Origin of the sequence: Pseudogemmobacter faecipullorum, from assembly GCF_020539525.1 — a bacterium.
In the GTDB taxonomy this organism is placed as follows: domain Bacteria; phylum Pseudomonadota; class Alphaproteobacteria; order Rhodobacterales; family Rhodobacteraceae; genus Pseudogemmobacter; species Pseudogemmobacter faecipullorum.
The window spans coordinates 269,958-294,902 of sequence record NZ_JACDXX010000004.1; the positions used below are offsets into that span (position 1 = coordinate 269,958).

Genomic DNA, 24,945 nt, shown 5'->3' on the forward strand with positions numbered 1-24,945 from the left:
CTAGCGGACAGGGAGCCCGTCGGGTGCCGTGCTTTTTCAGGCTCGCAGGCAGAGATTGCTGGGCGGGCGTAAGCGTCGCATGACAGCCGGGGCAGCGGGCGGCAGATTGTGCTCAGCGCAAAGGCTGCTCATTCAGGCGATTTTCTGAAGGAAATACAGTGGTGAGCCCGACAGGATTCGAACCTGTGACCCACTGATTAAAAGTCAGTTGCTCTACCAACTGAGCTACGGGCCCACGCTATAGTCTGGATCAGGACAAGATAATCATCAGCTGCAATTGCCTCTGTGATCAGACTGTCCATCTCTCAGTAAGGAGTACAGTGGTGAGCCCGACAGGATTCGAACCTGTGACCCACTGATTAAAAGTCAGTTGCTCTACCAACTGAGCTACGGGCCCACGCTTTCTGTGAGGCAGCGTTTACGGCGCGCGGCGGGGAGGGTCAACCCCGCGAAAACACTTTCTGTTTAAATTGCTTCAGAAATCTTTCCGGCCGTGAGTCAATGCAGGATATCAGGGCTTTGCATGGCCGTTCCGGCGATAAAAAACCTGCTTCGCCCCAGGTTTCCAGCCCGGGAAATGGCGGAAACGGGCTCTGCCCGGCCCGGGTTTGATTCGTACCGGAAAGCCTGCGCGCGCGCGAATGTGCTGCTCTGCGACAGCCTGCCTCAGGCTAAAGCTATATCCGTAAGATCAGAATTGACCTGGGTCAAAGTCGGGGCCGGGCCTTTCTGCGAAAGCGGTGCAAGAGTGCTTCCTGCGGAGACTGAACGTGTCACTTCCAGATGCCAGCCAGCCGGGTCTTTACGCGGCGCGTGAGCCTGTCTTCCCCAAAAAGGTCTCGGGCCCGTTCCGCACCGCCAAATGGTGGATCATGGTCCTGACACTGGGGATCTATTACATCACCCCCTGGATCCGCTGGGATCGCGGCCCGGCTTTGCCCGATCAGGCGGTGCTGGTGGATATCGCCGGTCGTCGCTTCTTCTTCTTCATGATCGAGATCTGGCCGCATGAATTCTATTTCGTGGCGGGCCTGCTGATCATGGCGGGGCTGGGGCTGTTTCTGTTCACCTCGGCCATGGGCCGGGTCTGGTGCGGCTATGCCTGCCCGCAGACGGTCTGGACCGATCTTTTCATCCTGGTTGAGCGCTGGATTGAGGGCGACCGCAACGCGCGCATCCGGCTGCAGCGCAGCAGGTGGACCGGCGAAAAGATCCGCAAACGCGCGCTCAAATGGACGGTCTGGCTCGGCATTGGCCTCGCAACCGGCGGGGCCTGGATATTCTATTTCACCGATGCTCCGGGCCTGCTGCGCGATCTCTTCGCGCTTGAGGCCCATCCGGTGGCCTGGGTCACCATGCTGATCCTGACGCTGACCACCTTCGTCTTCGGTGGTTTCATGCGCGAGCAGATCTGTATTTACGCCTGCCCCTGGCCGCGCATTCAGGCGGCGATGATGGATGAGGAAACCATCACCATCGCCTATCGCGACTGGCGGGGCGAGCCGCGTGGCAAGGCCGGGGCAGAGGGCACCGGCGACTGCATCGATTGCAAGGCCTGCGTCAATGTCTGCCCGATGGGGATCGATATTCGTGACGGCCAGCAGCTGGCCTGTATCACCTGCGGCCTGTGTATTGATGCCTGCGATGATATTATGGGCAAAATCGGCAAGCCGCGCGGGTTGATCGATTATCTGGCCCTCACCGACGAGACCCGCGAGCGCGAGGGTAAGGCGCCGATCCCGGCCTGGCGGCATGTGCTGCGGCCGCGCACGCTGCTTTACACGGCGCTTTGGGCCGGGGTTGGTATTGCGCTGGTGGTGGCTTTGTTCCTGCGCTCGGATATTGATGTCAGCGTGACCCCGGTGCGCAACCCGACCTATGTGACGCTTTCGGATGGCACGATCCGCAACACCTATGACATCCGTCTGCGCAATATGGAGGGCGAGCCGCGTCGCTTTACCTTCTCGGTCGGTGAGCCGGGCTATGGCCTGGCGATTGAGGGCGCGGATCTGCCTGAGGTTGAGGTGCCCGCCAATGAGACCGCGCATATCCGGCTCTATCTTTCGGCGGCGGCGGGCAGTGCTCTGGCCAGGGCCACGCGTTCGGATCTGACGCTGTGGATCGAGGGTGCTGCCACCACAGCAGGCCCGGCGGGCGGCAGCCGGGTTTCGAAAGACACGGTCTTCAACGGAAAAGGCGGCTGAAATGACGGAGGCGCAAAAAACACGAGAGCTGAAGGGCATTCATGTTCTGGCGATTGTCGGCTCGGCCTTTGCGGTGATCATCGCAGTCAATCTGACCCTGGCCTGGAAAGCGGTTTCGACTTTCCCGGGGCTTGATGTGCAGAATTCCTATGTTGCCAGTCAGAATTTTGATCAGCGCCGCGCCGCCCAGGAGGCGCTCGGCTGGACGGTGGATCAGCATTATGTTCCGGGCCGCTTCAGCCTCGCCTTTACCGATTCCGGGGGCGCGCCGGTCATGGTCTCGGCCCTGTCGGTGCTGATCGGCCGCACCACGGTTGCGACCGCCGATCAGCAGCCCGAATTCATCTGGAACGGCACGGGTTATGAGGCCGCCCTCAGTCTCGCGCCGGGCGAATGGATGATGAAAATCCAGGCCGAAGCCAGTGACGGCACCCTGTTTGAGCGCCGCGAAGACTTTATTCTGGAGGAGTGAGAGATGAGCCTCGCCGGCAGCGTAATGACACCAGCGGTTTCGGCCTGCCCGGCCTGTGTGATCGCTCCGGCGGCGGCTGATCTGGCCCGGGTGGCGCCAAAGGCGCGGATCATGCTGTCTCTGCCCGCCGCCCATTGCGCTGAATGTATCCGCACCGTCGAAAAGGCGCTGGAGCGGGTGGAAGGGGTGATCTCGGCGCGGCTCAATCTGACGCTGAAGCGGGTTTCGGTTGAGGCCGGGCCAGAGATCCGGCCCGAGGCGCTGATCGCAGTGCTGAAGACCGCGGGCTATGAGGCGCATGAGCTGGATCCCGGCCTGCTCTCGGCCACCGAGACCGACCGTCAGGGCCGCGATCTCTTGATGCGGATGGGCGTGGCCTTTTTCTCGATGATGAATGTGATGCTGCTTTCGGTCGCGGTCTGGTCCGGGGCCGAGGGCGCGACCCGCGATCTGTTTCACTGGGTCTCGGGGGCGATTGCGCTGCCCACGGTGGCATTTGCCAGCCAGCCGTTTTTTATATCTGCCTGGGCCGCGCTGAAGGCGGGGCGGCTGGGGATGGATTTCCCGATCAGCCTCGCCATCCTCCTGGCCTGTGCGATCTCGATCTTTGAGACCCTGCAATCCGGCCCGCATGCCTATTTCGACGCGGCCGTGATGTTGACCTTTTTCCTGCTGGTGGGGCGCTATCTCGATCACCGCTCGCGTGCTCTGGCGCGTTCGGCAGCGCAGGAGCTGGCGGCGCTGGAAGTGCCGCGGGCAATTGTGCTGGAACAGGGCGGCGAGCATCTCAGGCCGATTGCCGAGGTTCAGTCCGGTGATCTGGTGCTGGTCCGGCCGGGCGGGCGGATGCCGGTCGACGGGCTGGTGATCTCCGGCGCCTCGGAGCTGGACCGCAGTCTGCTGACCGGGGAAACCCTGCCGGTTGCGGTTGCGCCCGGCGCTATGGTCTCGGCGGGAGAGGTCAATCTGACCGGGCCGCTGACGCTGCGCGTCACCGCTGCGGGGAAGGATTCAAGCCTGCACCGTATGGCCGATCTGGTCGCCGTGGCCGAGGCGGCGAAGACGCGCTACACCTCGCTCGCCGAACGCGCGGCCCATGCCTATAGCTCAATCGTTCATGTGCTGGCAGCGGCCGCCTTTACCGGCTGGCTGATCTGGAGCGGCGGCGATCTGCGGCTCTCGGTCAATATCATGGCGGCGGTGCTGATCATCACCTGCCCCTGCGCGCTTGGCCTTGCGGTGCCGGCGGTGCTGACCTCGGCCAGCGGCAGGCTGTTTCGTAAGGGCCTGCTGATCAAGGACGGTACCGCGCTTGAGCGGCTGGCGACGGTCGATACCGTGGTTTTCGACAAAACCGGCACCCTGACCATGGGCCGACCCGAAGCCCTGGATTTCGACAGCCAGCCCCTGCAGGCCCAGGAAATTGCCTTCGCCCTGGCCAGCGGCTCATCGCATCCGCTGGCCATGGCCCTGGCGCAGCAGGCCCGGGCGCGCGGGCTCAGCCCGGCGCCGCTCAGCCATGTTCGCGAGGTGCCGGGCTATGGCATCGAGGGCATGTGGCAGGGCCAGCGGCTGCGGCTTGGCCGTGCCGCCTGGTGTGGCGCCGAGCCGGGGGCGCAGACCGCGACCTGGCTGGCGATCGGCGAGGCGGCGCCGTTCTGCTTTACCTTCGCAGATGCGCTGCGCCCCGGTGCCGAGGCGCTGGTTGCGGCGCTGAAAGCCGATGGCAGGCAGGTTGTGCTTCTGTCTGGTGATACGCCGGTTGCGGTCGAGGCGCTGGCTGCCAGGCTGCAGATTACCGACTGGGCTGCGGCGGTGCTGCCGGCTGAAAAATCGGCGCGGATCGAGGCGCTGAAAGCGGCAGGCGCGCAGGTGCTGATGGTGGGTGACGGGCTGAATGACACGGCGGCCCTGGCAGCGGCGCAGGTCTCGATCTCGCCCGCCTCGGCGCTGGATGCGGCGCGCAGCGCCTCAGATATTGTGCTGCTCGGCCAGGATCTGTCGCCGGTTGCCGATGCTTTGCGGATCTCGCGCCAGTCCTCGCGCCGGATTGTCGAGAACTTCCGCATCTCGGCGCTCTATAATATCATTGCCGTGCCGCTGGCGCTGTTCGGACTGGCAACGCCGCTGGCGGCGGCCCTGGCGATGTCTTTGTCTTCAGTGACCGTCTCGCTGAATGCGCTGCGGCTGAAATAGGGGAGGGGGTGCGATGGCGATCCTTGGCATATTGATACCGGTGTCGCTTTTCATGGGCGGGATTGGGCTTGTGGCATTCCTCTGGACCATGAAATCGCGGCAATATGAGGATCCGGAGGGCGATGCCAGCCGTATCCTGACCCGCGAATGGGATGACCGGCCGCGTCAGGACTGAGAGCCTGTGACACAAAGAAAAACGGCCTGCAGAGCTGATCTGCAGGCCGTTTGTTTGTTTCTCAAGGGATTATGCCGGGCCGTTGGCTTCGCAGGCCATGCCCCGCGCCCGCAGGCGGCGGCAGGCCAGCCCGGCCTGTTCTTCGGTCAGGCCAAGGAAGGAAGCCCGGTACTTGCCCTTGCTTTGGGTGACTTTGCGCAGGCCCTGATCAAGGGTGGCGCTTTCGGCCAGACCGGTCTTCAGCAGGGCACGCTCGGCCTCGTAATGCGAGGAATAGGCGCCGACCGAAACCCCCCAGGCGCGGCCCCCGGCGGTGGATTTTGAGACGACAACCAGCTCTTCCCCGGCTGGCTCACTGGCCGAGGCCAGCTCAACCGAATCAAAGATCGGGGCTTTGCGGGCGGGAGCCACCGGCTCGGCCAGTTCCGGCGCAATCGTGGCCGCGGCGACCCTTTCGACCGGGGCTTCGCTTGCAGCTGCGGTCAGGGTTTCTGCGGCGGCAGGCACCGGGGCAAGGGCAAGTCCGGCCGGGGCCACCGGCTCAGCGCTGGCAGCTGCAACCATTTCCAGAACCGGCTCGGGATCAACAGCGGCCAGCTGTACCTCTTCCTGCACTGGCGCCGGCGTTTCGGCGATTGCTGGCAGGTCAGGGCGGGCGCGCGGGCGCAGCGTGGCAAGCGAGGCATCCGCGCTGGGGCGTGCTTCCGCCCCGGTGCTTTCGCCTGAGGCCAGAGCGAGGGCCTGCGCCTCAAGGCTGCCCGGGGCGGGAGGCGGCGCGCTGTCGCCTGATGCGCCAGCCAGAGCCTGGGCCTGGGCTTCAAGACTGTCGGCGGGCGGGGCCTCTGCCAGCATGGCTTCGGTCACCGCTTCCGGCGCGGCTTCGGGCGCTGCCGGCTCGTCACGCGGCGCAGCCGGGGGGGCGCTCAGCGCCAGGGCCTGAGCCTCAAAGCTATTCGCGGGCGGCGGCTCGGCCACGGCTTCTGCCAGAGCGGATTCGACGCCCTCGGCAATCGCAGCCGAGAGGGCATCGGGCACCACAGGCACGGCCTCGGCGAGCATCACCGCCTCTGCCGGGGCGGCGGCCGGACGCGAGCGCGGCCGCGGCGAGCTGGTCACCTCACCCGAGACCCGGATGGTTTTTGCGGCAGCCGGGATTTCGGTCGCGGCGGCTTCGGCCACCAGCGCCTCAATATCCGAGCGCGGGATCGGTGCGGATTTTTCGGGGATCGGCGCGGCGGCAGGCGGCTTTTCACGCACCCGCTCGCGGGCCAGGCCAAAGCCTTTGTTCATCACCTCAACCATCTTGCCATTGCGCTGCGCGGTCGACGTGCCGCCGAAAACCGTGGCGATCAGGCGTTTATCGCCGCGCCTGGCCGAGGCGGTAAGGTTAAAACCGGCCGCGACGGTATAGCCGGTTTTGATACCATCTGCGCCTTCATAGCCATCAAGGAAACGGCTGTTGGTATTGGTGACCTTGGCCATGCCTGCATCAGCGGTGCGGCGCGAGAAAATGTTATAGAATTGCGGGAAATCGTAGAACAGATGCCGGCCCAGCAGGTTCATATCGCGGGCCGAGGACAGGTGCCCGGCAGCGGTCAGGCCGTTGGCATTCTTAAAGGTGGTATTGCGCATGCCGAGGGCGCGGGCGGTCCGGGTCATGCGTTCGGCAAAAGCGGCTTCCGAGCCACCGATATGATCGCCGAGGGCAGAAGCGGCATCATTGGCGGATTTAATCGCGGCGGCGCGGATCAGATAGCGCACCTTGATGCGCTGGCCGGGTTTCAGCCCGAGGCGCGAGGGCGGCTGGGCCGCGGCGTTTTTGCTGACCACCACCTCGGTATCCAGCGTCATCCGCCCCGATTGCAGCTCCTGAAAGGTGATGTAGAGCGTCATCATTTTGGTGAGCGAGGCCGGATGCAGCCGCGCATCAGCATTCTGGGACCAGAGCTCCTCGCCGGTTCGGGCATCCATCACGATGGCAGCATAGGGGGCTGCCTCCGAGGGCGACGGGGAAACCAGCGCAAAAAGCGCTGTGCATACTAGAATACTGCGGATGAACCGCCCAACAAGCGAAGCCACGTCGCCGTTCCTTTTGCCTGTTCGGACCCAGAATTTTTGCGGGTCTCATTTCTGCCTGATAATCACGCTAGCACAGTGCATTGCAGCAGAAAACCCGGAAGTTTCAAAGGGTTTTTCACCATTCTTCGCCTTGTGGCAGGCATGCAGCACAAGAGGATTGCCATGCCATATCCAGGGCGGAATCAAGGGTTTTGCGCTATTTCCAGGGGCGCTCAGCGCAGCCTTTCCAGCAGCCCTGGCAGAGCGGAAAGGTCGGTAAGGCTGTGATAGCGCGGATTCCCTTGTGGTGCCTCGGCGGATTCCAGCTCCCATTCGGGCCCCTGCGGGATATGGACAGCCCGGGCACCGGCGGCCAGAGGCGCGATAACATCGGATTTCATAGAGTTTCCGGTCATCAGCGCGCGCCCGGCCCCGTCGCCATGCCGGGCGAAAATCCGCTCATAGACCTGGGGTGTCTTCTCGGAGACGATTTCCACGGCATCAAACCAGTCCCCGAGGCCTGACTGCGCCAGTTTGCGCTCCTGATGCAGCAGATCGCCTTTGGTGATCAGGATCAGCCGGTAGTCGCGCGACAGGCTCTCAACCACCGCGCGGGCATGGGGCAGAAGATCGACCGGGTGATCGAGCATGGCGCGCCCTGCGCCGAGGATCTCAGAGATGACACTGGCCGGGACGCGGCCCCCGGTCACCTCGATCGCGGTTTCGATCATCGACAGGGTAAAGCCCTTCACCCCGAAACCATAGGCCCCGATATTGCGCCGCTCGGCGGCCAGCAGGCGCGCGCCAAGCGCCTCGGGGGCGCTGTAGTCGCGCAGCAGGGCGGTGAAATGCTCCTGGGTCAGGCGAAAGAAAGCCTCATTTTGCCAGAGCGTATCATCGGCATCAAAACCAAGCGTGGTGATCATCACAGCCTCCTGCAGCGGGGCTGATGCCCTGTTGTGACGGCCGGGGCAATGCAGACCTCTTTTCGTTAAGAGAAAATCTATTATATTCATCCTATCTGCGGGGCGGAGCGAATCCTTCTGCCCCAGTCCTGACGACACCGGAGAGCTGGCGTGACGTATTTTCCGCATATTCTGTCTGACCAGGGGGATACTCCCGGTGGCGGGCCGGCGGATGAGACGTCGCTGCTGACCAAGCCTAAGCCCAAAACCCAGCGTCCGCCGATGTATAAGGTGATGCTGCTGAATGATGACTACACGCCGATGGAATTCGTCGTGCACATTCTTGAGCGCTTCTTCGGCATGAATCACGCCCAGGCTTTCGATATTATGCTCGCTGTGCATAAAAAGGGCCTTGCCGTGGTCGGGGTGTTCTCGGCCGAGGTGGCCGAGACCAAGGTCGCGCAGGTGATGGATTTCGCGCGGCGGCATCAGCACCCGCTGCAATGCACGATGGAAAAGGAATAGGGCCTCTGGTCCGGTTCCGTCAAAAAGGCTGATAATGCGTTCCGCAAGACTTGAACTCGCCCTCGATTCGGGGATCTGGCCGCTTTCTGCAGAGGGAAAGATTGCCGTCTTCCGCCCTGTCGCCGGGGATGATCTTTCTGCACTGCCGCGTGAGCGGGTGGTGGTGCTGACCGGCTTTCGCCCGGATATCGAGCATTTCGCCGCACGCGGCTATGCGGTGACGCCCGAGCCAGGCTATGCCGGGGCGCTGATCTGCCTGCCGCGTGGCCGTGATCATGCCCGGGCGCTGATCGCTGAGGCGATTGCACTGGTGCCGCAAGGGGCGCTGCTGATCGACGGCGCCAAGACCGATGGCGTCGAATCGCTGATCAAAGAGCTGCGTCCGCTGGGGACACTCTCAGAGATTCTGTCGAAAGCGCATGGCAAGATCTTTGCTTTCGCGGCCCGTCCCGATGCCCTTCCGGCAGGCTGGAGCCTGAAACAGCGCCCGGTCGGCGATGGTTTTGTGACCTGCCCGGGCGTGTTCTCGGCCGATGGGCCGGATCCGGGCTCGGAGCTTCTGCTCAGCGTGCTGCCGGAAAAGCTCGGCCCGAAAGTGGCCGATCTCGGCGCAGGCTGGGGTTATCTTTCGCGCGCTGTCCTGCAGCGTGAGGGGGTGAAACGGCTCGATCTGGTCGAGGCCGAGGCGCTGGCGCTGGACTGTGCCCGTGCCAATCTCAGCGATGAGCGGCTGCGCTTTCATCATGCGGATGCGCTGAGCTTCAGGCCTGAGAGCCTTGTCGAGACTGTGGTGATGAACCCGCCTTTCCACACCGGGCGTTCGGCGGATCCGGCGCTTGGCATCGGTTTCATCCGGGCGGCGCGCAAAATCATGGCCCCGGACGGGGTGCTCTGGATGGTTGCCAACCGTCATCTGCCCTATGATGAGGCGCTGACGGAGGCTTTCCAGAGCTATGAAACCGTTACCCAGACCAGTGCGTTCCGTGTGATACGCGCTATCAAGCCACGCCGCGTGCCCGCTAAGGGCCGCTAGAGCACAGCCGGGATCAGGATGAGCTTTTCCGTTACAGGTAAAACCGCGATTGTCACCGGGGCCTCCAGTGGCCTCGGCCTGGCTGTGGCCCGGCATCTGCTCGACAAGGGCGCGAATGTCATGCTGGCTGACAGCGATGAGGCCCGTCTTGAGGCCGAAATGGGGGAAGGGGCCTGGTCCGAAGGGCCGGCGCGGCTCTTTGCCGGGGATCTGAATAAGAAGCTGAGCCTGGTGAATCTGGTCTCAGCCACTGTCGACGCCTTTGATCAGATTGATATTCTGGTCAATGCCAACCGACGCTGCCTGATCTCGGATGCGCTTGATCCCGAAAGCGATCAGGTCGAGGCGCTCTGGCAGCAGAATGTGCTCTCGACGCTGCGCCTCAGCCAGCTGGTGGCAAAACGGATGATCCAGCGCGCCGCCGGGGCCGAACCGCGCGACACGGCCGCGCATGGGGCCGGACCCGAGGCCTGTATCGGCTCGATCATCAATTTCTCATCGGTGGCGGCGGTGCGGGTGCAGCCCGAATTGCTGGCCTATTCCATGGCTTCGGCCGCGGTTGAGCAGATGACGCGCACGCTGGCGGTGACGCTCGCCTCGAAAGGGATCCGGGTGAATGCGGTCTCGATCGGCTCGGTGATGAGTGCGAGCCTGCAAAATGCGCTGAAAGATCAGCCCGACCTGCGGCGCCGGATTGAAAACGGCACGCCCCTCGGCCGGATTGCGGCGCCGGATGAGCTGGCCGAAACGATCCAGTATCTGGCCTCGGAGGCTTCGCGCTTTGTCACCGGCCAGGTCATCGTGGTGGATGGCGGGCGCGGCTTGCTGGATGCGGTCTCGGCCCCGGCTTTCTAAGGAGCGAGCGAAACGGCCTTCACCACCGCATAAAGCGGCGCGCCGGGAGAGAGCTGCAGCGCCCGGGCCGAGCGCGGGGTGATGCGCGCCAGCAGCACCTCGCCCCCAAGGCGCATTCGCACCAGCACCTCATCCCCTGCCCCGGTCAGATCGATCACCGTGACCGGCAGGATATTGAGGGCAGAAATCCCCTCGGGCCTGCTGCGCGCCAGCATCACATCGCGGGCCAGAATGCGCAGCTGCAGCACGCTGCCCGGGCCGGCCTCAACCCCTGGCAGCCAGAGCGGCCCTGCCGCCGAGCGCAGGCGGGTCAGCCCGTCCGCTTCCCTGGCCTCGACCGTTACCCCGATCAGCGCGGCGGTTTCAGAAAGGCCAAAGCCGGTGGCAGTGGCCGGGGCGGTCAGCACTTCGGCGGTCGGGCCGGAGGCAATCACCCGTCCGGCCCCGATCAGCACCACCGTGGTGGCAAGCTGGGCCAGTTCGGTGGCGGAATGGCTGACGTAAAGAATGGGCAGGCTGAATTCATCCCGCAGCCGTGCCAGATAGGGCAGGATCCCGGCCTTGCGCTCTTCATCCAGGGCGGCGAGCGGCTCATCCATCAACAGCATCTGCGGTGCGGAGAGGATGGCCCGGCCAAGCGCCACCCGGCTTTTTTCGCCCCCCGAAAGCGCCATGGGGCGACGCTCCAGCAGCGCGGCAATCCCCAGCAGTTCGACCACCCGGCCGAAATCGGCGGCAGGGGCAGGGCTGCGGCGCCGTGCGAACCAGCGGCCGTAAAGCAGATTTTGCTTCACGCTCAGATGCGGGAAAAGCCTTGGCTCCTGAAACACATAGCCGATGCGGCGGCGATGGGGCGGGGTAAACTGCCCGGCGCGGGTGTTTAACAGCATCTGGCCATTGAGGCTGATCTGCCCCTCGTCGGGCCGCATCAGCCCGGCCACTGCATTCACCACCGTGGTTTTTCCTGCCCCCGACCGCCCGAACAGGGCAGTCACCCCGGGTGGGGCGGTGAAAGCAAGATCGAGGCTGAAGGCGCCAAAGCGGTGACGCAGCTGGACATCGAGGGTCATTGGCCGGAAATCCTTGCCGCCACCCGGCGCGAGACCCATTCCGACAGCAACAGCGCCAGCATGGCGATGATGATCGCCACCCAGACCAGCCGGGCCGCGCCGGTCTCGCCGCTTGGCACCTGCAGGAAGGAATATATGGCCGAGGGCAGGGTGCGGGTCTGACCCGGGATGTTTGAGACGAAGGTGATCGTCGCGCCGAATTCTCCCATTGCCTTGGCAAAGGCGAGAATGGCCCCGGCGATCACACCGGGCAGGATCAGCGGCAGGGTTACGGTCAGCCAGACCCAGAAGCGCGAGGCCCCAAGCGTGGCACTGGCCTGTTCGAGCTTCGGGTCCACCGCCTCAATCGCGAGGCGCATGGCGCGCACCATCAGCGGGAAGGCCATGATCGCTGCCGCCAGCACTGCCCCGGTCCAGCGAAAGGCCAGCACGATGCCGAACCACTGGTCCAGCAGCTGACCGATCATGCCTTTGCGTCCGAAGCTCAGCAGCAGCAGATAGCCGGTGACCACCGGCGGCAGGATCAGTGGCAGATGCACCAGCCCGTTCAGCAGCTGGCGCCCCGGAAAGCGCCAGCGTGCCAGGGCATGGGCGGTGAGCAGGCCGAAGGGCAGGCTCACCAGCACCGCCCAGAGCGAGACTTTCAGCGACAGAAACACCGCTGCCCATTCATCGGCGGAAAGCCAGTCTGTCACCTGTCCCGGGCCTTTCTTGCCGCCTTTCCCGGCTCAGTTGAGCAGGGTAAAGCCCTCAGCTGCGAAGATCTTACCGGCAGCCTCGCCGGAAAGCGCCTCAAAAAATGCTTTATCGGCAGGATCGGCGGCGCCGGTCAGTAAAGCGGCGGGATAGGTGATCGGCCTATGGCTGTCGGCGGGGAAAGTGCCGACCACCGTGACATTATCCTCGGCCACGGCATCGGTGGCATAGACGATGCCATAAGGCGCCTCGCCAAGCGCCACCAGCGACAGGGCGGCGCGGACGTTATCGGCCTGGGCCACCGAAGGCTCGGTTGCCTGCCAGAGACCGAGATGCTCCAGCGCGGCTTTGCCATATTGGCCGGCCGGGACCGAATCGACCAGCGCCATGGCCAGTTTGCCGCCCGCCAGCAGCGCTGGCAGGTCAAAATCTGCGGTGATTTCGACCGGGGCGGCTGCTTTGCCATGTGCGATCAGCACGAGACTGTTGCCGAGCAGATCAAGGCGGGTTTCCGGCACCATAGCATCGGCCTTCTCAACCTCATCCATCCAGTTCACCGCGGCGGAGAGGAAGATATCCGCCGGAGCGCCCTCGATGATCTGTTTGGCCAGAGCATTGGAGCCGGCATAGGCGAGGGTGACCGTATGGCCGGTTTCAGCCTCAAATCCGGAGGCAACCTGATCGAGGGCGGTTTTCAGCGAAGCGGCGGCGAAAACCACGACCTCTTCGGCCTGGGCCGCCAGCGGCAGCGCCAGCGCAAACAGGCTGGCAAGAACGAACGGGCGGGCTGACACGGCCATGGGGGGATCCCTTCTGATATGTTCTGATGGATATAACGGTGAAAGCACAGCTCTCAGCAAGCGTTATTTTCCGTGTGACATATCGTCTGGCGGTTCTGAGGCTGCGGGTGCCACCGGGCGCAGCAGGGCCTCGAGCCGGTCAATTCCGGCAGTGGCCGCCGCCTGGGCCTCGGCCTCGATGCTGCGAAACAGGCTCAGCACTTCCTCGCCCAGAGGCGTAAGCCCCGTCCCACCGCCGCCCGCTCCGCCCCGGGCCGAGCTGATCAGCGGGCCGGTAAAGGCGGCGTTCAGCTCTTCGACCAGCAGCCAGGCGCGCTTATAGCTCATACCCATCGCGCGCCCGGCGGCTGAGATAGAGCCGGTCGCGCGGATATGTTCCATCAGCTCTGCCTTGCCGGGGCCAAGCATGGCATCATCGAAATAAAGGCGCAGAAAAAAGCGTTTCATCTCTGCAGTCTCCTGCGCCATGGGGCTGCGGGCAAGGGGGGGCCTGTTGCCTCAGCTGAGGTAGTGGCCTTTTGGTGCCAGCGGTTCGGGGGCGGGGATGTTCATATGCGGCGCCAGGCTGATCTCGGCGGCGCGGCAGATCGAATCGAGCGGCAGCGCGTTTTTGCTGCGGCCGAAAGGATGCGACAGCTCTTCCGTGACCTCGGCGAGGCCGAGGAACATATAGGCCACCACCGCGCTGAAAATCGGGGTCAGCCAGCCGGTATCCTGGACCAGGGCCAAAGGCAGCAGCAGGCAGTAAAGCCAGCTGGTGCGGTAGACCAGCAGCGAATAGACGAAAGGCAGCGGGCTGTTGGCGATCCGCTCACAATTCGCCTGATGCAGGTTCATACTGGCCAGCCGCTCGGCCAGCCGCATCGCGCCAAAACCATCGACGCTCGCTTCGTGCCGCGCCCGGCCCAGAGCATCTGAAACCGCATTCAGCGCCGCGCAGGCCGGGGCAGCTGAGCTGCCAAAGGCCGCGCCATAGCCGGTGTCCGGGAAGGGGAGCCTGCGCAGGGCCATGCGGTGGGCATGCAGGAAGTCGAGGCTGAGCGAGAGCATTTCCCTACGCCGTGCCTCGTCATCGACGAAAACTTCCACCTCACGGGCGAAAGAGCGCAGATCGGCCAGCAGACCGCCCCAGTTCTTGCGCGCCTCCCACCAGCGGTCATAGGCCGCGTTGTTGCGGAAACCGAGAAAGAGCGACAGGCCGATCCCGAACACCGTATAGGCGCCGCTGTTGAGATGCGGCACCAGCGGCGTCAGCCGGTCGAGGGCGACAACACTGCAGGCGATCAGGGTGAAAATCAGGATCGAGGGGGTGACCTGCGGTAACACCGAGCCCCGCACGGCGGTCAGAATTTGCCAGGTGTCGGGGCGGTCTCGGATAATCATCTTTTGCGGGCCTTGCTCAGCGGGCTTTGGTGCCAGGGGCTGCCTGATTGCGCCCGAAGCACGATGTCTGTCCTTGCCGGGTAGACCTGGACCTGCGTAACTTCAATACAGCAGTTTGGCTGAGACCTGCCTGAGCATCTGCAGACAATCAGCGGATTTGGGCCATAGTCTGACAAACAGCGATATCGGCCGTTTGGGCTGTGCGTTTTGGTCGCATAATCTGAAATTGCCGCAGGGTCATGCGAGGATTGTCCGGGGAGGGTCATTCCATGCGAGTTACGGGGAACAGCAGTGGGGGGCGCGATCATGAGGCCTCGGTCATTCGGGCGCTGGAACGCGGGCAGGCGGCGCGCTCTTCGGTCGTCGCCTCCTGGGCGCGCTCGGCCCGGCATGGCCTGGCCCCCTCGCGCGCGCCGCTTGAGCGCCGGCTCTCGGGCAGCGAGGTCTCGCAGCTGCGCGAACGCCTTGAGCCGGTCAGCCGCGCCGCCCGCCCGACGCTGGAGCGACTGTTCCATGCCGTGGGCGGTTTCGGCGCGAGTGTGATCCTCGCCAGTGAAGAGGGCATTCCGTTCGAACGTCTGGTCAACAGCGCCGAGGATCGCGATTTCGCCGCCGCCGGGCTGAGTGATGGCAGCGACTGGAGCGAGGCGGCGGTCGGCACCAATGGCATCGGTACTGCCCTGGCCGAGGGGCGGGCGGTGCTTATTCACCGCGAGCAGCATTTCCTGACCGCCAATACCGCCCTGACCTGTGCCTCGGCCCCGGTCTATGATGCGGGGGGCGAGATGATTGCGGTGCTCGATGTCTCAACCGTGCGCCGCGATATCGGCGAGGGTTTTGCCGCGCTTCTGAGCCATTCGGTACAGGAGGCGGCGCGGCGGATTGAGGCGGATCTGTTCTTCGCCTGCCACCCCCAGGCCCGGATGGTGCTGGTGCCGGGCCTCGATCGGGGGCTGGGGGCGATTCTCGCGGTCGATGCGGATGAGCTGGTGATCGGTGCCACGCGGGGCGCGCGTCTGCATCTGGGGCTGAGCGGGGATCTTGGCTCCAATCCGGTGCCGGCCGCCGATCTGCTGGGCGTTTCAAGCCACTCGCGGGTTGAGGATGGCGAGCGGGCGGTGATGGCCCGGGCGCTGGCACGCTCGGGCGGCAATGTCTCGGCTGCGGCGCGGGCACTGGGGATCAGCCGCGCCACTTTGCACCGCAAGCTCGGCCGCCAGAGCTGACCCCGGGGGCCTGATCCGGGGCCTGATCCGGGGGGCGGGCGGCTCCGGCCCGCTATCTTTTGCCCGGCCTGTCGCAGTTCTGCGACAGATCCCGCTGCCGGGCCGCCTCCAGGGGAATGACCGGCAGCCTTTTCACCGACAGGCTGTTGCCATTGCCGCCGGGGAGGGTGGCCAGTGGAGGACAGCATGACCAAGCATGAAGAATTTGGCCTGAAGGCCGCGCCGTTCAAAACGCGCTATGACAATTTCATCGGTGGCCAGTGGGTCGCGCCGAAATCGGGGCGGTATATGGAGAATGTCTCGCCGGTTACCGGAACGGTGATCTGCGAGGTGCCGCGTTCGGATGCCGCCGATATCGAGCTGGCGCTGGACGCCGCTCACGCTGCACGGCGCAAATGGGGCGCGACCTCGGCGGCCGAGCGCGCGAACATCCTGAACCGGATTGCCGATCGCATTGAGCAAAATCTCGAAGCCATCGCGATTGCCGAGACCTGGGATAATGGCAAGCCGCTGCGCGAAACCATGGCCGCAGATATCCCGCTCTGCATCGACCATTTCCGCTATTTCGCCGGGGCGATCCGGGCTCAGGAAGGCTCGATCGGCCAGATCGATGATGATACCGTCGCCTATCACTTCCATGAGCCCCTGGGCGTGGTCGGCCAGATCATTCCCTGGAACTTCCCGATCCTGATGGCGGCCTGGAAACTGGCTCCGGCGCTGGCCGCGGGCAATTGCGTGGTGCTGAAACCGGCTGAGCAGACCCCGGCCTCGATCCTGTTCCTGCTCTCCTTCATCGAGGACCTGCTGCCGCCGGGCGTGCTGAACATCGTTAATGGCCTTGGTGCCGAAGCCGGTGCCGCGCTTGCCTCCAGCCCGCGCATCGCCAAGATCGCCTTTACCGGCTCGACCCCGGTCGGCAAATCGATCATGCGCGCTGCGGCAGATAATCTGACCAATATCACCCTCGAACTGGGCGGCAAAAGCCCGAACATCTTCTTTGCCGATGTGATGGATGAGGATGATGATTATTTCGACAAGGCGCTGGAAGGTTTTACGCTTTTTGCGCTGAACCAGGGTGAGGTCTGCACCTGCCCCTCGCGGGCGCTGATCCAGGAATCGATCTATGACCGCTTCATGGAACGCGCCCTGAAGCGGGTTGAGGCGATTGTCGCCGGCGATCCGCGTCAGGCCAATACCATGATCGGCGCCCAGGCCTCGAAAGCGCAGTTCGACAAGATCTCGTCTTATCTCGAGCTTGGCCCGAAAGAAGGCGCCAAAGTGCTGACCGGCGGTAAGGCCAATCACTTTGACGGTGATATTTCGAAAGGCTTCTACATCCAGCCGACCGTCTTTGAAGGCACCAATAAGATGCGGATCTTCCAGGAAGAGATCTTCGGGCCGGTGCTTTCGGTGACCACGTTCAAAACCCCGGATGAAGCCATCGAGATCGCCAATGACACGGTCTTCGGCCTCGGGGCAGGTGTCTGGTCGCGCAATGGCAATACCGCTTACCGCGCCGGGCGTGCGATTGAGGCGGGCCGGGTCTGGACCAACTGCTACCATCTCTATCCGGCCGGCGCGGCCTTTGGCGGCTATAAGCAGTCGGGCATCGGCCGGGAAAACCACAAGATGATGCTGGCGCATTATCAGGAAACCAAGAACCTGCTGGTCTCCTATAATCCGAAGAAACTCGGCTTCTTCTGATCTGAGCTTCCCCCGGGGGGCGGCGTCCGCTCCCGGCTCCCTTCCTGCTCCCCGGGGCCCCTGCGCAGCATTTGCCATGCACAGGGGCCGAGAGCCCGCGCCCGCGTGTCAGAGCGGGGGCGGGCTTTTCTGTGGCCAGAGCGTTGCCTGATGCCAGGCTTCGCCCATGGCCAGCAGATCGGCATCATTGCCGTGCCGCGTGGCAATCTGCATTCCCATCGGCAGACCATTGGCGCCAAAGCCCAGCGGCAGGTTCAGCGCGGGCAGACCGATCAGCGAGAAGGGCACCACCACCTCCATCCAGCGGTGATAGCTATCCATCTGCCGTCCGGCGATCTCAGTCGGGTGGCGCATTTCCACCGGGAAAGGCCAGACCTGGGCCGAGGGCAGGATGATGCCGTCAAATTCGGCCAGCATCTCATGCGCCCGCGCATACCAGAGCGAGCGCAGTCTGGAGGCGGCAAAAATCTCCTCGCCGGTGATCTTCGCGCCGCTCTCAATCTCCCAGCGGGTTTCGGGTTTCAGCTGCTGCCAGCGCGCCGGATTGCGCATTTCCGCGCCCTTGCCGCCATAGTTCAGCCAGCTGCGCAAAGTGATCCAGGCCTGCCAGATCCGGTCGGGGGCGACCGGCAGGGTGACGGGAACGATTTCCGCGCCAAGGGCCCCGAGCTGTTTCAGACCGGCTTCGCAAAGGTCGAGAATGCCCGGCTCCATCGCCAGATGCCCGGCCAGATCGCCCGCCCAGGCAAAGCGGCGGCCCTTCAGATCGGGGCGGGCTGCGGCGACCGCGCCCTGGTAATCCGCAGGCGTCAGGCCAAAGGGCGTGCCGGGATTGGGCCCGGCCATCACCTGCAAGAGCAGCGCCAGATCTGCGGGGCTGCGCGCCATTGGCCCCTCGGTCGCCATGGTATTGACGAAGACCTCCTCGCCGACATCGGTTGGCACCAGCCCCCAGGAGGGGCGCAGGCCGTAAACATTGCAAAAAGCAGCCGGGTTGCGCAGGCTGCCCATCATATCCGAGCCATCGGCCAGTGGCACCATTCGCGCCGCCAGCGCCGCCGCCGCTCCGCCCGAGGATCCGCCTGCGCTGCGCCCGGGATCATAGGGGTTTCGTGTCGCACCGAAGACCGGGTTGAAAGTATGGCTGCCATGACCCCATTCGGGGCTGTTGGTCTTGCCGATGATCAGCGCTCCGGCGGCGCGCATCCGCGCCACGACGAAATCATCCGCCGCCGGGATGTGATCCTTATACAGCGGCGAGCCGAAGGTGGTGCGCAGGCCTCTGGTCTGCAGCAGATCCTTCACCGCCAGCGGCAGGCCATGCAGCGGGCCTGAGGCCGGCTGATCATCAAGCGCGCGGGCCTCCTCCATGATCTGATCGGGTTCGCGCAGCGAGACAATGGCATTCACCTCCCCGTTCACCCGTCCGATACGGTCGAGGAAGGCAGCGGTCACTTCCGAGGGCTTAAGCTCTTTCGCGGCAATCCTGCGGCTCAGGCTCAGCGCGCTTTCAGCGGTCAGGTCCATAATCACTCCCGGTCTTTCTCATTTTGCCGCAATCCCTATCAGCAACCCGGTCATTGGCGGAAGAAAAAGCCGCAGTTCTGCAGGGCGGCCTTGCAGTGATCCACTCTGGAATGCGCAGGTCTTCGGGCGTATATGCGCTTTATGGAAAAAGATCTGGCTGCCGAGGGTCTGCGCTTTCTGAAAATGCATGGCGCGGGCAATGATTTCGTGGTGATCGACTCGCGGCAGCGCGGATCGGCGGTAGTAACACCTGCGCTGGCAAAGGCGCTCGGCGATCGCAATCGTGGTGTCGGCTTCGATCAGCTGGCCGAGATCCGTCCGGCTGAGGCGGCCGACTTTACTCTCGATTTCTGGAATTCTGACGGCTCCCGCGCCGGGGCCTGTGGCAATGCCACCCGCTGTGTCTCGGATTATGTGATGCGTGATCTGGGCAAAACCTCGGTCACGCTGCTGACCGCGCGTGGCCGGCTTGCGGCCGAGCGGCTGGAGGATGACCGGGTCAATGTGAATATGGGGCCGCCGCAGCTGGACTGGCAATCGGTACCGCTGGCGCGCGAAATGGATGTGCAGCATCTGCCTTTGCCGGGCGATCCGGTCGCGGTGGGCATGGGCAATCCGCATTGCGTGTTCTTTGTCGCCGATGCCGGGGCTGAGGATATTGCGGGCCGAGGTCCGGGCATCGAACATGATCCTTTGTTCCCCCAGCGCACCAATGTGGAATTTGCCAGCGTGATCGGCCCGGACCATCTGCGGATGCGGGTCTGGGAACGCGGCACCGGCATCACCCTGGCCTGCGGCTCGGGCGCCTGTGCCACGGCGGTGGCAGCGCATCTGCGCGGGCTGACCGGGCGGCAGGTCCGGCTCGAGCTTGATGGTGGCCAGCTCGATATCGACTGGCGCGAGGATGGGGTCTGGATGGCGGGTCCGGTGGCCTATGTGTTTGAGGGCCTGCTGTCACCTGCTTTCACCGGGGCTTTGTCATGAGCGCGCCGCCGGTCTTTGCTACGCTGGGCTGCAGGCTCAATGCCTATGAAACCGAGGCGATGAAAGAACTTGCCGCGGCCGCCGGGGTTGAGGGCGCGGTGGTGGTCAATACCTGTGCAGTGACCGCCGAGGCGGTGCGCAAGGCCAAGCAGGAGATCCGCCGGCTGGCGCGGGAAAATCCCGGCGCCCCGGTGATCGTGACCGGCTGCGCGGCCCAGACCGAGCCTGAGACCTTTGCTGCCATGGCCGAGGTCACGAAGGTCATCGGCAATCATGAAAAAATGCAGGCCGAGACCTGGAACAGCCTGCGCGCGCCCGATCTGATCGGCGTGACCGAGAAGACCCAGGTCAATGACATCATGTCGGTGAAAGAGACCGCCGGTCATCTGATCGACGGTTTCGGCCGCCACCGCGCCTATGTTCAGGTGCAGAATGGCTGCGATCACCGCTGCACCTTCTGCATTATCCCCTATGGCCGGGGCAATTCGCGCTCGGTCCCGGCGGGGGTGGTGATCGAGCAGATCAGGCGTCTGGTCGATAAGGGGTTTCTGGAGGTGGTGCTGACCGGGGTTGATCTGACCTCCTGGGGGGCTGATCTGCCGGGCGAGCCACGTCTGGGTGATCTGGTGATGCGCATCCTGCGCCTGGTGCCGGATTTGCCACGCCTGCGGATCTCGTCAATCGATTCGATTGAGGCCGATGACAATCTGATGCTGGCTATTGCCTCCGAGCCGCGTCTGATGCCGCATCTGCATCTGTCGCTGCAGGCGGGGGATAATATGATCCTCAAGCGGATGAAGCGCCGCCATCTGCGCGACGACGCGATCCGCTTTTGCGAAGAGGCGCGCAAACTGCGCCCGGATATCGTTTTTGGGGCAGATATCATTGCCGGTTTCCCGACCGAGACCGATGAGATGTTCGAAAACAGCCTGAAGCTGGTCGAGGATTGCGGTCTGACCTTCCTGCATGTCTTCCCCTTCAGCCCGCGCAAGGGCACGCCTGCTGCGCGGATGCCGCAGCTGAAAGGCCCGCTGATCCGCGAACGCGCGGCGCAGCTGCGCAGCATCGGTGATCAGGCACTGGCCCGGCATCTGGGCTCGCAGCTCGGGGCGGAACATCAGGTGCTGACCGAAGGGCCACGTCATGGCCGGACCGGGCAGTTTACCGAAGTGGTCTTCGACAGCGATCAGCCCGAGGGGCAGATTATCCGCTCCCGGATCACCGGTCAGCGCGATGGCAAGCTGACGGCTCTGCCGTTCTGACTGGGGCGCGCGGGCGGCACCCGGTGTGACTGCCGCCGGCGGAAAAGATGAAGGCGAGAGCCGCTTTTCATCTGTCTGAAACTATCCCGGGGGTCCGGGGGGGGGCAGCGCCCCCTCGCTGTGTTTCCAGACCCCGGTCAGGCTTTGCGGATCGTGTCTCCGGGCTGCAGTTTGGGTTCAAACTCAACCACTTCGCCCCCGACCACCCCGGTTGCGCGCTTGCCGGCGATAATCTCGGCGGCGGCGCGCCCCGTTTCCAGGCGGCAGGCATCCATCGTTGCCAGGCGACGCGGCAGGCCATCGAGCAGCTCAACCCCGTTGAAACCTGCAAGCCCGATCTTGCCCGGGACATCCAGCCCCTGCTCAAGGCAGTAGAGCAATCCGCCTGCACCGATCATGTCGTTGGAATAATAGAGAAAATCAATATCCGGCGTGCGCTTCAGAATGGTCTCAGTCATCTCGCGGCCCTTGGCGAGGGCCGAGCCACCGGAATAGAATTCGCGGTCGACCACCGAAAGGCCAAAGCCCGCCAGGGCCTCCTCAAACCCTTCGAGCCGCTTACGGGCCCGGTGGTCATTGGTCGGCATATGCGTGCCGAGGAAGGCGATGCGGCGATAGCCTGCGGCGACGATTGCCTCGGCCATTTTGCGCCCGGCCCGGCGGTGCGAAATGCCCACGGCGCTGTCGACCGGCTCGCCGTCGATATCCATAATCTCGACAACCGGCACCCCGGCCTGGGCCAGCATGGCGCGCGAGGCTTCGGAATGTTCCAGTCCGGCGATGATCAGACCCGAGGGGCGCCAGGACAGCATCTCATAGATGACCTGTTCCTCACGGTCGCCCTGGTAGTTTGAGACCCCGACCACCGGTTGCAACCCGGTGTCTTCCAGGGTCTCGGAAATGCCGGACAGCACCTCAGGAAACACCATATTCGACAGCGAGGGGATAATCACACCGACAAGGTTAACCCTTTGACTTGCAAGGGCTCCGGCGATCTTATTCGGAACGTAGCCAAGGCGTCTCGCGGCCTCCAGCACGCGGGTGCGGGTGGCTTCAGAAACATCGCCGCGGTTGCGCAGAACCCGGCTGACCGTCATCTCGCTGACGCCTGACACTTCCGAGACATCTCGCAGGGTCAGGGCTCTGTGGGGTTCTGTGCTGGGCGGTCTGGTCACGGGGATACCTGTTGCAGGGCAGCTTTCCCGATTGTTAGCGCCTAAGGCCTCGCTTGAACAGGCTAAATGCCCGGCTTGTGTTATCGCTAACATCGGTTAATCTGCGGCAGTCCTGCGTCCGGCAAGCTCTCAGAGGGGCGCGGTGATCGCGGGGGGAGAGCTTTGGGCCAGATTGCTCTCTCCCCGACCTTTCTCAGGCAGGTTCAGTGGACAGGCCCGCAGCTTTGCGGGGGACGGTCAGGCGCCCCCCCCCCCCCCCCGGCAGCACCCCGGTCCGGAAGGGGCGCTGATCTCAGCCGGCCAGATGGCGCAGCCCCTGGGTGACATCGGTGCGCACGGCCAGGCGTAACCCCGGCTCATCCCCGGCTTTCAGCGCGGCGAGGATCATCCGGTGATAGGGCGGGGCCTCGCGGCGGCGCAGGCGGGCATAGAGCGCGCGCATGGTGGGACCAAGCTGCAGCCAGACCGTCTCGCACATGGCCAGCATCGCCGGGGCCTGGGCGCGCAGATAGAGAGTGCGGTGAAATTCGAGATTGGTCCGCACATAGGCCACGGCATCCTGACGCGCCACCGCATCGGCATTGGCGGCATTGATTGCCGCCAGCCGTTCGATCAGCGCGAAATGCGCCCGTGGCAGGGCGCGCGAGGCCAGTTCCGGCTCAAGCATGGCGCGAATCGCGGCCAGCTCCTCGATTCGTTCGGGGGTAAGTTCCGGCGTGGCGACCCGGCCCGAGGAGGAAAGGCTCAGCGCCCCTTCTGCGACAAGGCGGCGCACGGCCTCCCGCGCCGGGGTCATTGAGACGCCGAATTTCTTGCCAAGGCCGCGCAGGGTCAGCGGCTGGCCGGGGGCAAGCTCGCCATGCATCACCTGTTGGCGCAGGGTGCGGTAGAGGCGCTCATGCGCCGCGGCATTGGCATCGGGCAGGCGCAGGCTGCCGGCCGGCGGGGAGGAGGGAGCGGGGGGGAGCGGAAGCGTCATGGCGGTACCGGATCAATGGGCCTGGCGAGGGGTCAGTCGCCAAAGCGGTAACGGTGCAATTGCTGGCCCTGGCGTTTCAGCCAGTCGCGTTCGGCCTGCCAGCCGGGGCGGATCTGGCTGACGACGGCCCAGAAGGCGGGCGAATGGTTCATCTGTGCCAGATGCGCCACCTCATGGGCAGCGACATATTCCAGCACCCCGATCGGGGCCATGGCGAGGCGCCAGGAATACATCAGCACGCCGTCATGGCTGCAAGATCCCCAGCGCGACCGCGTGTCGCGCAGCACCAGTTTGATATAATTGCGGCCAATCATATCGGCATAGCGGGTTGAGGCATCGGCGAGGCGGTCACGCGCCAGGATCTTCAGCCAGGCCCCGATCCGGGTGGCAAGCCGCCCGGGGTCACCCCCGACCAGCAGATCTGTGCCCTCAACCCGGATGCCACGCAGCTGAGCGGGCGTGATCCGCAGCATCTGGCCCAGCACCGGCACCTCGGCCCCGGCCTGCAGCATCAACGGAAGCGAATCGGGCATCCGGGCAAGAACATCGCGCAGCCATCCCTCCTGGTCCTGCAGGAAAGACAGAGCTTCCCGCTCTTTTGCCCGGGGCGGCAGGGTCAGCGTGACCTGGCCGTCCAGCCGGGACACCCGCAGGGAAAACCGTCTGGCACGGGCAGAACGGCGCAGCTGAACCTCGACAGGGGGCGGTCCGGGCAGAAGCGGCATCTTTTCCTCATTGCCAGGGCATTCATGCCGCCGCGCGCTCTTGAATTCAGCGCAGACGGGCGGCATTTCGGAGCTTATCTAAAAGGCTTTGACAGCCGCTCCTGCCTATGGCAAGGGGCGACGTTCCGACAAGCCCGTCATCATATCGAAAGTGAAGGGATTACCCATGCCCAAGGAAGATTGGGGCACGAAGCGCCTCTGCCCGACGACCGGCAAACGGTTCTACGACATGAACCGCAGCCCCGTTGTCAGCCCCTATACCGGTGAGGTCGTGGATATCGAATCGGCGCGCCGCAAGCTGGCCGCCGCCGTAATCTCGCGCGTGTCGCCCAATAAAGAAGATTCGCTGGTCGAAGACCTCGAAGCCGATGATGATCTGCTCGAAACCGCCGAAACCGGCGATGACGAGATGGATGATGATCTGCTGGAAGATGACAGCGACGATAACGTCTCGCTGGACGAGCTGGCAGATGTTGCCGGCACCGAGGACGACAGCTGATTTTCAGCCGGTTGTCCCCGGGCAACCGATAAACATTTGGGGGGATGCATTTTTCCTCTTGCGCCCCCCCGATACCCCGACTAAATACCGGCTCACCGCAGACGAAGAGATGAGGATGCGGGAACCAGACGGTGGGGCCATAGCTCAGCTGGGAGAGCGCTTGAATGGCATTCAAGAGGTCAGGAGTTCGATCCTCCTTGGCTCCACCAATTAAAAAAGACTTAGGTCGCAAAAAGCCATGCCTCACGGCGGGGCTTTTGCTTTTGGGGGCGGCTGGGGGAACAGCGCGATCCGAAACGCTCCTTGACAGTTCGTCGCGCCAAATAGGACGCTTCCGTTTTTTTGATGGGAGATTTCTATGGGACTGAATAGCCCCGAGTTTCTTAGACACCTTCGCGTCTCATCATCTGCTTCCGCTCGAACTCGGCAGGCGACAGCATTCCGTTCCTCACATGCTTGCGCTTCGGATTGTAGAACATCTCGATGTAATCG

At 64.1% G+C, this 24,945-nt stretch carries 24 protein-coding genes and 3 tRNA genes; 13 read left to right on the forward strand and 14 right to left on the reverse strand.

The features are described from left to right. Positions 1-159: 159 nt before the first annotated feature. Together H0485_RS06495 and H0485_RS06500 are read right to left on the reverse strand one after the other, a co-directional pair. A tRNA-Lys gene (locus H0485_RS06495) sits at positions 160-235 on the reverse strand. Positions 236-321: 86 nt separating this feature from the next. Beyond that, positions 322-397 (reverse strand) — tRNA-Lys (locus H0485_RS06500). A gap of 373 nt (positions 398-770) precedes the next feature. Between H0485_RS06500 and ccoG the strand changes: the two genes are divergently transcribed. From ccoG to ccoS, 4 genes are read left to right on the forward strand one after another with little or no spacing between them, the layout of a single operon-like run. Continuing rightward, complete coding sequence (ccoG, locus tag H0485_RS06505) at positions 771-2,204, forward strand: cytochrome c oxidase accessory protein CcoG (protein WP_226934550.1); 1,434 nt, start codon at positions 771-773, stop codon at positions 2,202-2,204. A 1-nt stretch (position 2,205) separates the two neighbouring features. Further along, positions 2,206-2,676, forward strand: coding sequence for a FixH family protein (locus H0485_RS06510; protein WP_226934551.1), 471 nt, complete (start codon positions 2,206-2,208; stop codon positions 2,674-2,676). 3 nt (positions 2,677-2,679) lie between these two features. Beyond that, the gene (locus H0485_RS06515; protein ID WP_226934552.1) at positions 2,680-4,872 is read left to right on the forward strand and encodes a heavy metal translocating P-type ATPase; all 2,193 of its coding nucleotides are present in this window, start codon (positions 2,680-2,682) and stop codon (positions 4,870-4,872) included. 13 nt (positions 4,873-4,885) lie between these two features. Then, a complete protein-coding gene (gene ccoS, locus H0485_RS06520; RefSeq protein ID WP_226934553.1) occupies positions 4,886-5,047 on the forward strand; it encodes a cbb3-type cytochrome oxidase assembly protein CcoS in 162 nt (53 codons plus the stop codon). 69 nt (positions 5,048-5,116) lie between these two features. On the opposite strand, the gene H0485_RS06525 is transcribed toward ccoS, so the two are convergent. Next, positions 5,117-7,126, reverse strand: a complete 2,010-nt coding sequence (locus H0485_RS06525; protein WP_226934554.1) for a serine hydrolase — start codon at positions 7,124-7,126, stop codon at positions 5,117-5,119. A gap of 212 nt (positions 7,127-7,338) precedes the next feature. Beyond that, on the reverse strand, positions 7,339-8,031 hold the full coding sequence (locus H0485_RS06530; RefSeq protein ID WP_226934555.1) for an HAD family hydrolase: 693 nt from the start codon (positions 8,029-8,031) through the stop codon (positions 7,339-7,341). A gap of 171 nt (positions 8,032-8,202) precedes the next feature. Here H0485_RS06530 and clpS point away from each other — a divergent pair, with 171 nt between their 5' ends. Genes clpS through H0485_RS06545 form a run of 3 tightly spaced genes read left to right on the forward strand, consistent with a single transcriptional unit; the run spans position 8,203 to position 10,423 of the window. After that, positions 8,203-8,535 carry an ATP-dependent Clp protease adapter ClpS gene (gene clpS, locus H0485_RS06535; protein ID WP_255613397.1) on the forward strand — a complete coding sequence of 111 codons (333 nt, stop codon included), beginning with the start codon at positions 8,203-8,205 and terminating at the stop codon, positions 8,533-8,535. Between the two features lie 34 nt (positions 8,536-8,569). Next, positions 8,570-9,568, forward strand: a complete 999-nt coding sequence (locus H0485_RS06540; RefSeq protein WP_226934556.1) for a class I SAM-dependent methyltransferase — start codon at positions 8,570-8,572, stop codon at positions 9,566-9,568. A gap of 18 nt (positions 9,569-9,586) precedes the next feature. After that, entirely contained in the window at positions 9,587-10,423 is an 837-nt protein-coding gene (locus tag H0485_RS06545; protein WP_226934557.1) for an SDR family NAD(P)-dependent oxidoreductase, read from the forward strand. Here the strand turns inward: H0485_RS06545 and modC are convergent. From modC to H0485_RS06570, 5 genes are all read right to left on the reverse strand, one after another. Next, positions 10,420-11,493, reverse strand: a complete 1,074-nt coding sequence (modC, locus tag H0485_RS06550) for a molybdenum ABC transporter ATP-binding protein (RefSeq protein WP_226934558.1) — start codon at positions 11,491-11,493, stop codon at positions 10,420-10,422. The two genes, H0485_RS06545 and modC, sit on opposite strands and share 4 nt — an antisense overlap. Continuing rightward, on the reverse strand, positions 11,490-12,188 hold the full coding sequence (modB, locus tag H0485_RS06555; RefSeq protein ID WP_226934559.1) for a molybdate ABC transporter permease subunit: 699 nt from the start codon (positions 12,186-12,188) through the stop codon (positions 11,490-11,492). The genes modC and modB overlap by 4 nt, the downstream gene beginning before the upstream one ends. 33 nt (positions 12,189-12,221) lie before the next feature. After that, positions 12,222-12,989 (reverse strand): molybdate ABC transporter substrate-binding protein, encoded by a 768-nt coding sequence (modA, locus tag H0485_RS06560; protein ID WP_226934560.1) that lies wholly within the window; start codon positions 12,987-12,989, stop codon positions 12,222-12,224. Between the two features lie 63 nt (positions 12,990-13,052). Further along, entirely contained in the window at positions 13,053-13,436 is a 384-nt protein-coding gene (locus H0485_RS06565) for a winged helix-turn-helix domain-containing protein (RefSeq protein WP_226934561.1), read from the reverse strand. A 51-nt stretch (positions 13,437-13,487) separates the two neighbouring features. Further along, positions 13,488-14,372, reverse strand: a complete 885-nt coding sequence (locus H0485_RS06570; RefSeq protein WP_226934562.1) for a bestrophin family protein — start codon at positions 14,370-14,372, stop codon at positions 13,488-13,490. Between the two features lie 269 nt (positions 14,373-14,641). Between H0485_RS06570 and H0485_RS06575 the strand changes: the two genes are divergently transcribed. Beyond that, a complete protein-coding gene (locus tag H0485_RS06575; protein ID WP_226934563.1) occupies positions 14,642-15,598 on the forward strand; it encodes a helix-turn-helix domain-containing protein in 957 nt (318 codons plus the stop codon). Positions 15,599-15,784: 186 nt separating this feature from the next. Then, complete coding sequence (adh, locus tag H0485_RS06580; protein WP_226934564.1) at positions 15,785-17,302, forward strand: aldehyde dehydrogenase; 1,518 nt, start codon at positions 15,785-15,787, stop codon at positions 17,300-17,302. A gap of 108 nt (positions 17,303-17,410) precedes the next feature. Here adh and H0485_RS06585 read toward each other — a convergent pair whose 3' ends face one another. Then, on the reverse strand, positions 17,411-18,829 hold the full coding sequence (locus H0485_RS06585; protein ID WP_226934565.1) for an amidase: 1,419 nt from the start codon (positions 18,827-18,829) through the stop codon (positions 17,411-17,413). 141 nt (positions 18,830-18,970) lie between these two features. Here H0485_RS06585 and dapF point away from each other — a divergent pair, with 141 nt between their 5' ends. Next, a complete protein-coding gene (gene dapF / locus H0485_RS06590) occupies positions 18,971-19,813 on the forward strand; it encodes a diaminopimelate epimerase (RefSeq protein WP_226934566.1) in 843 nt (280 codons plus the stop codon). After that, entirely contained in the window at positions 19,810-21,075 is a 1,266-nt protein-coding gene (mtaB, locus tag H0485_RS06595; RefSeq protein ID WP_226934567.1) for a tRNA (N(6)-L-threonylcarbamoyladenosine(37)-C(2))-methylthiotransferase MtaB, read from the forward strand. The genes dapF and mtaB overlap by 4 nt, the downstream gene beginning before the upstream one ends. A 137-nt stretch (positions 21,076-21,212) precedes the next feature. Here the strand turns inward: mtaB and H0485_RS06600 are convergent, their stop codons facing one another. The 3 genes from H0485_RS06600 to H0485_RS06610 all read right to left on the reverse strand — a co-directional run bounded on the left by H0485_RS06600 (position 21,213) and on the right by H0485_RS06610 (position 23,954). Next, entirely contained in the window at positions 21,213-22,208 is a 996-nt protein-coding gene (locus H0485_RS06600) for a LacI family DNA-binding transcriptional regulator (RefSeq protein WP_290427253.1), read from the reverse strand. Between the two features lie 334 nt (positions 22,209-22,542). Beyond that, complete coding sequence (locus H0485_RS06605; RefSeq protein WP_226934569.1) at positions 22,543-23,229, reverse strand: GntR family transcriptional regulator; 687 nt, start codon at positions 23,227-23,229, stop codon at positions 22,543-22,545. Between the two features lie 32 nt (positions 23,230-23,261). After that, positions 23,262-23,954, reverse strand: a complete 693-nt coding sequence (locus tag H0485_RS06610) for a M48 family metallopeptidase (protein WP_226934570.1) — start codon at positions 23,952-23,954, stop codon at positions 23,262-23,264. Between the two features lie 166 nt (positions 23,955-24,120). On the opposite strand from H0485_RS06610, the gene H0485_RS06615 reads away from it, so the two are divergent. Together H0485_RS06615 and H0485_RS06620 are read left to right on the forward strand one after the other, a co-directional pair. After that, complete coding sequence (locus tag H0485_RS06615; protein WP_226934571.1) at positions 24,121-24,453, forward strand: TIGR02300 family protein; 333 nt, start codon at positions 24,121-24,123, stop codon at positions 24,451-24,453. A gap of 133 nt (positions 24,454-24,586) precedes the next feature. Beyond that, positions 24,587-24,662: transfer RNA gene (locus H0485_RS06620), tRNA-Ala, on the forward strand. A 174-nt stretch (positions 24,663-24,836) separates the two neighbouring features. On the opposite strand, the gene H0485_RS21840 is transcribed toward H0485_RS06620, so the two are convergent. Beyond that, positions 24,837-24,945 (reverse strand): IS3 family transposase (locus H0485_RS21840; RefSeq protein ID WP_354002440.1); only part of this gene is annotated, 109 nt, incomplete at its 5' end.

Coding starts and splice junctions, on each gene's coding strand:
- modA (WP_226934560.1), bottom strand. CDS start 12,989: ATGGCCGTGTCAGCCCGCCCGTTCGTTCTTGCCAGCCTGTTTGCGCTG.
- mtaB (WP_226934567.1), top strand. CDS start 19,810: ATGAGCGCGCCGCCGGTCTTTGCTACGCTGGGCTGCAGGCTCAATGCC.
- adh (WP_226934564.1), top strand. CDS start 15,785: ATGACCAAGCATGAAGAATTTGGCCTGAAGGCCGCGCCGTTCAAAACG.
- ccoS (WP_226934553.1), top strand. CDS start 4,886: ATGGCGATCCTTGGCATATTGATACCGGTGTCGCTTTTCATGGGCGGG.
- H0485_RS06585 (WP_226934565.1), bottom strand. CDS start 18,829: ATGGACCTGACCGCTGAAAGCGCGCTGAGCCTGAGCCGCAGGATTGCC.
- H0485_RS06610 (WP_226934570.1), bottom strand. CDS start 23,954: ATGCCGCTTCTGCCCGGACCGCCCCCTGTCGAGGTTCAGCTGCGCCGT.
- H0485_RS06575 (WP_226934563.1), top strand. CDS start 14,642: ATGCGAGTTACGGGGAACAGCAGTGGGGGGCGCGATCATGAGGCCTCG.
- modC (WP_226934558.1), bottom strand. CDS start 11,493: ATGACCCTCGATGTCCAGCTGCGTCACCGCTTTGGCGCCTTCAGCCTC.
- dapF (WP_226934566.1), top strand. CDS start 18,971: ATGGAAAAAGATCTGGCTGCCGAGGGTCTGCGCTTTCTGAAAATGCAT.
- H0485_RS06515 (WP_226934552.1), top strand. CDS start 2,680: ATGAGCCTCGCCGGCAGCGTAATGACACCAGCGGTTTCGGCCTGCCCG.
- H0485_RS06605 (WP_226934569.1), bottom strand. CDS start 23,229: ATGACGCTTCCGCTCCCCCCCGCTCCCTCCTCCCCGCCGGCCGGCAGC.
- H0485_RS06570 (WP_226934562.1), bottom strand. CDS start 14,372: ATGATTATCCGAGACCGCCCCGACACCTGGCAAATTCTGACCGCCGTG.
- H0485_RS06565 (WP_226934561.1), bottom strand. CDS start 13,436: ATGAAACGCTTTTTTCTGCGCCTTTATTTCGATGATGCCATGCTTGGC.
- H0485_RS06530 (WP_226934555.1), bottom strand. CDS start 8,031: ATGATCACCACGCTTGGTTTTGATGCCGATGATACGCTCTGGCAAAAT.
- H0485_RS06510 (WP_226934551.1), top strand. CDS start 2,206: ATGACGGAGGCGCAAAAAACACGAGAGCTGAAGGGCATTCATGTTCTG.
- H0485_RS06540 (WP_226934556.1), top strand. CDS start 8,570: ATGCGTTCCGCAAGACTTGAACTCGCCCTCGATTCGGGGATCTGGCCG.
- H0485_RS06545 (WP_226934557.1), top strand. CDS start 9,587: ATGAGCTTTTCCGTTACAGGTAAAACCGCGATTGTCACCGGGGCCTCC.
- H0485_RS06615 (WP_226934571.1), top strand. CDS start 24,121: ATGCCCAAGGAAGATTGGGGCACGAAGCGCCTCTGCCCGACGACCGGC.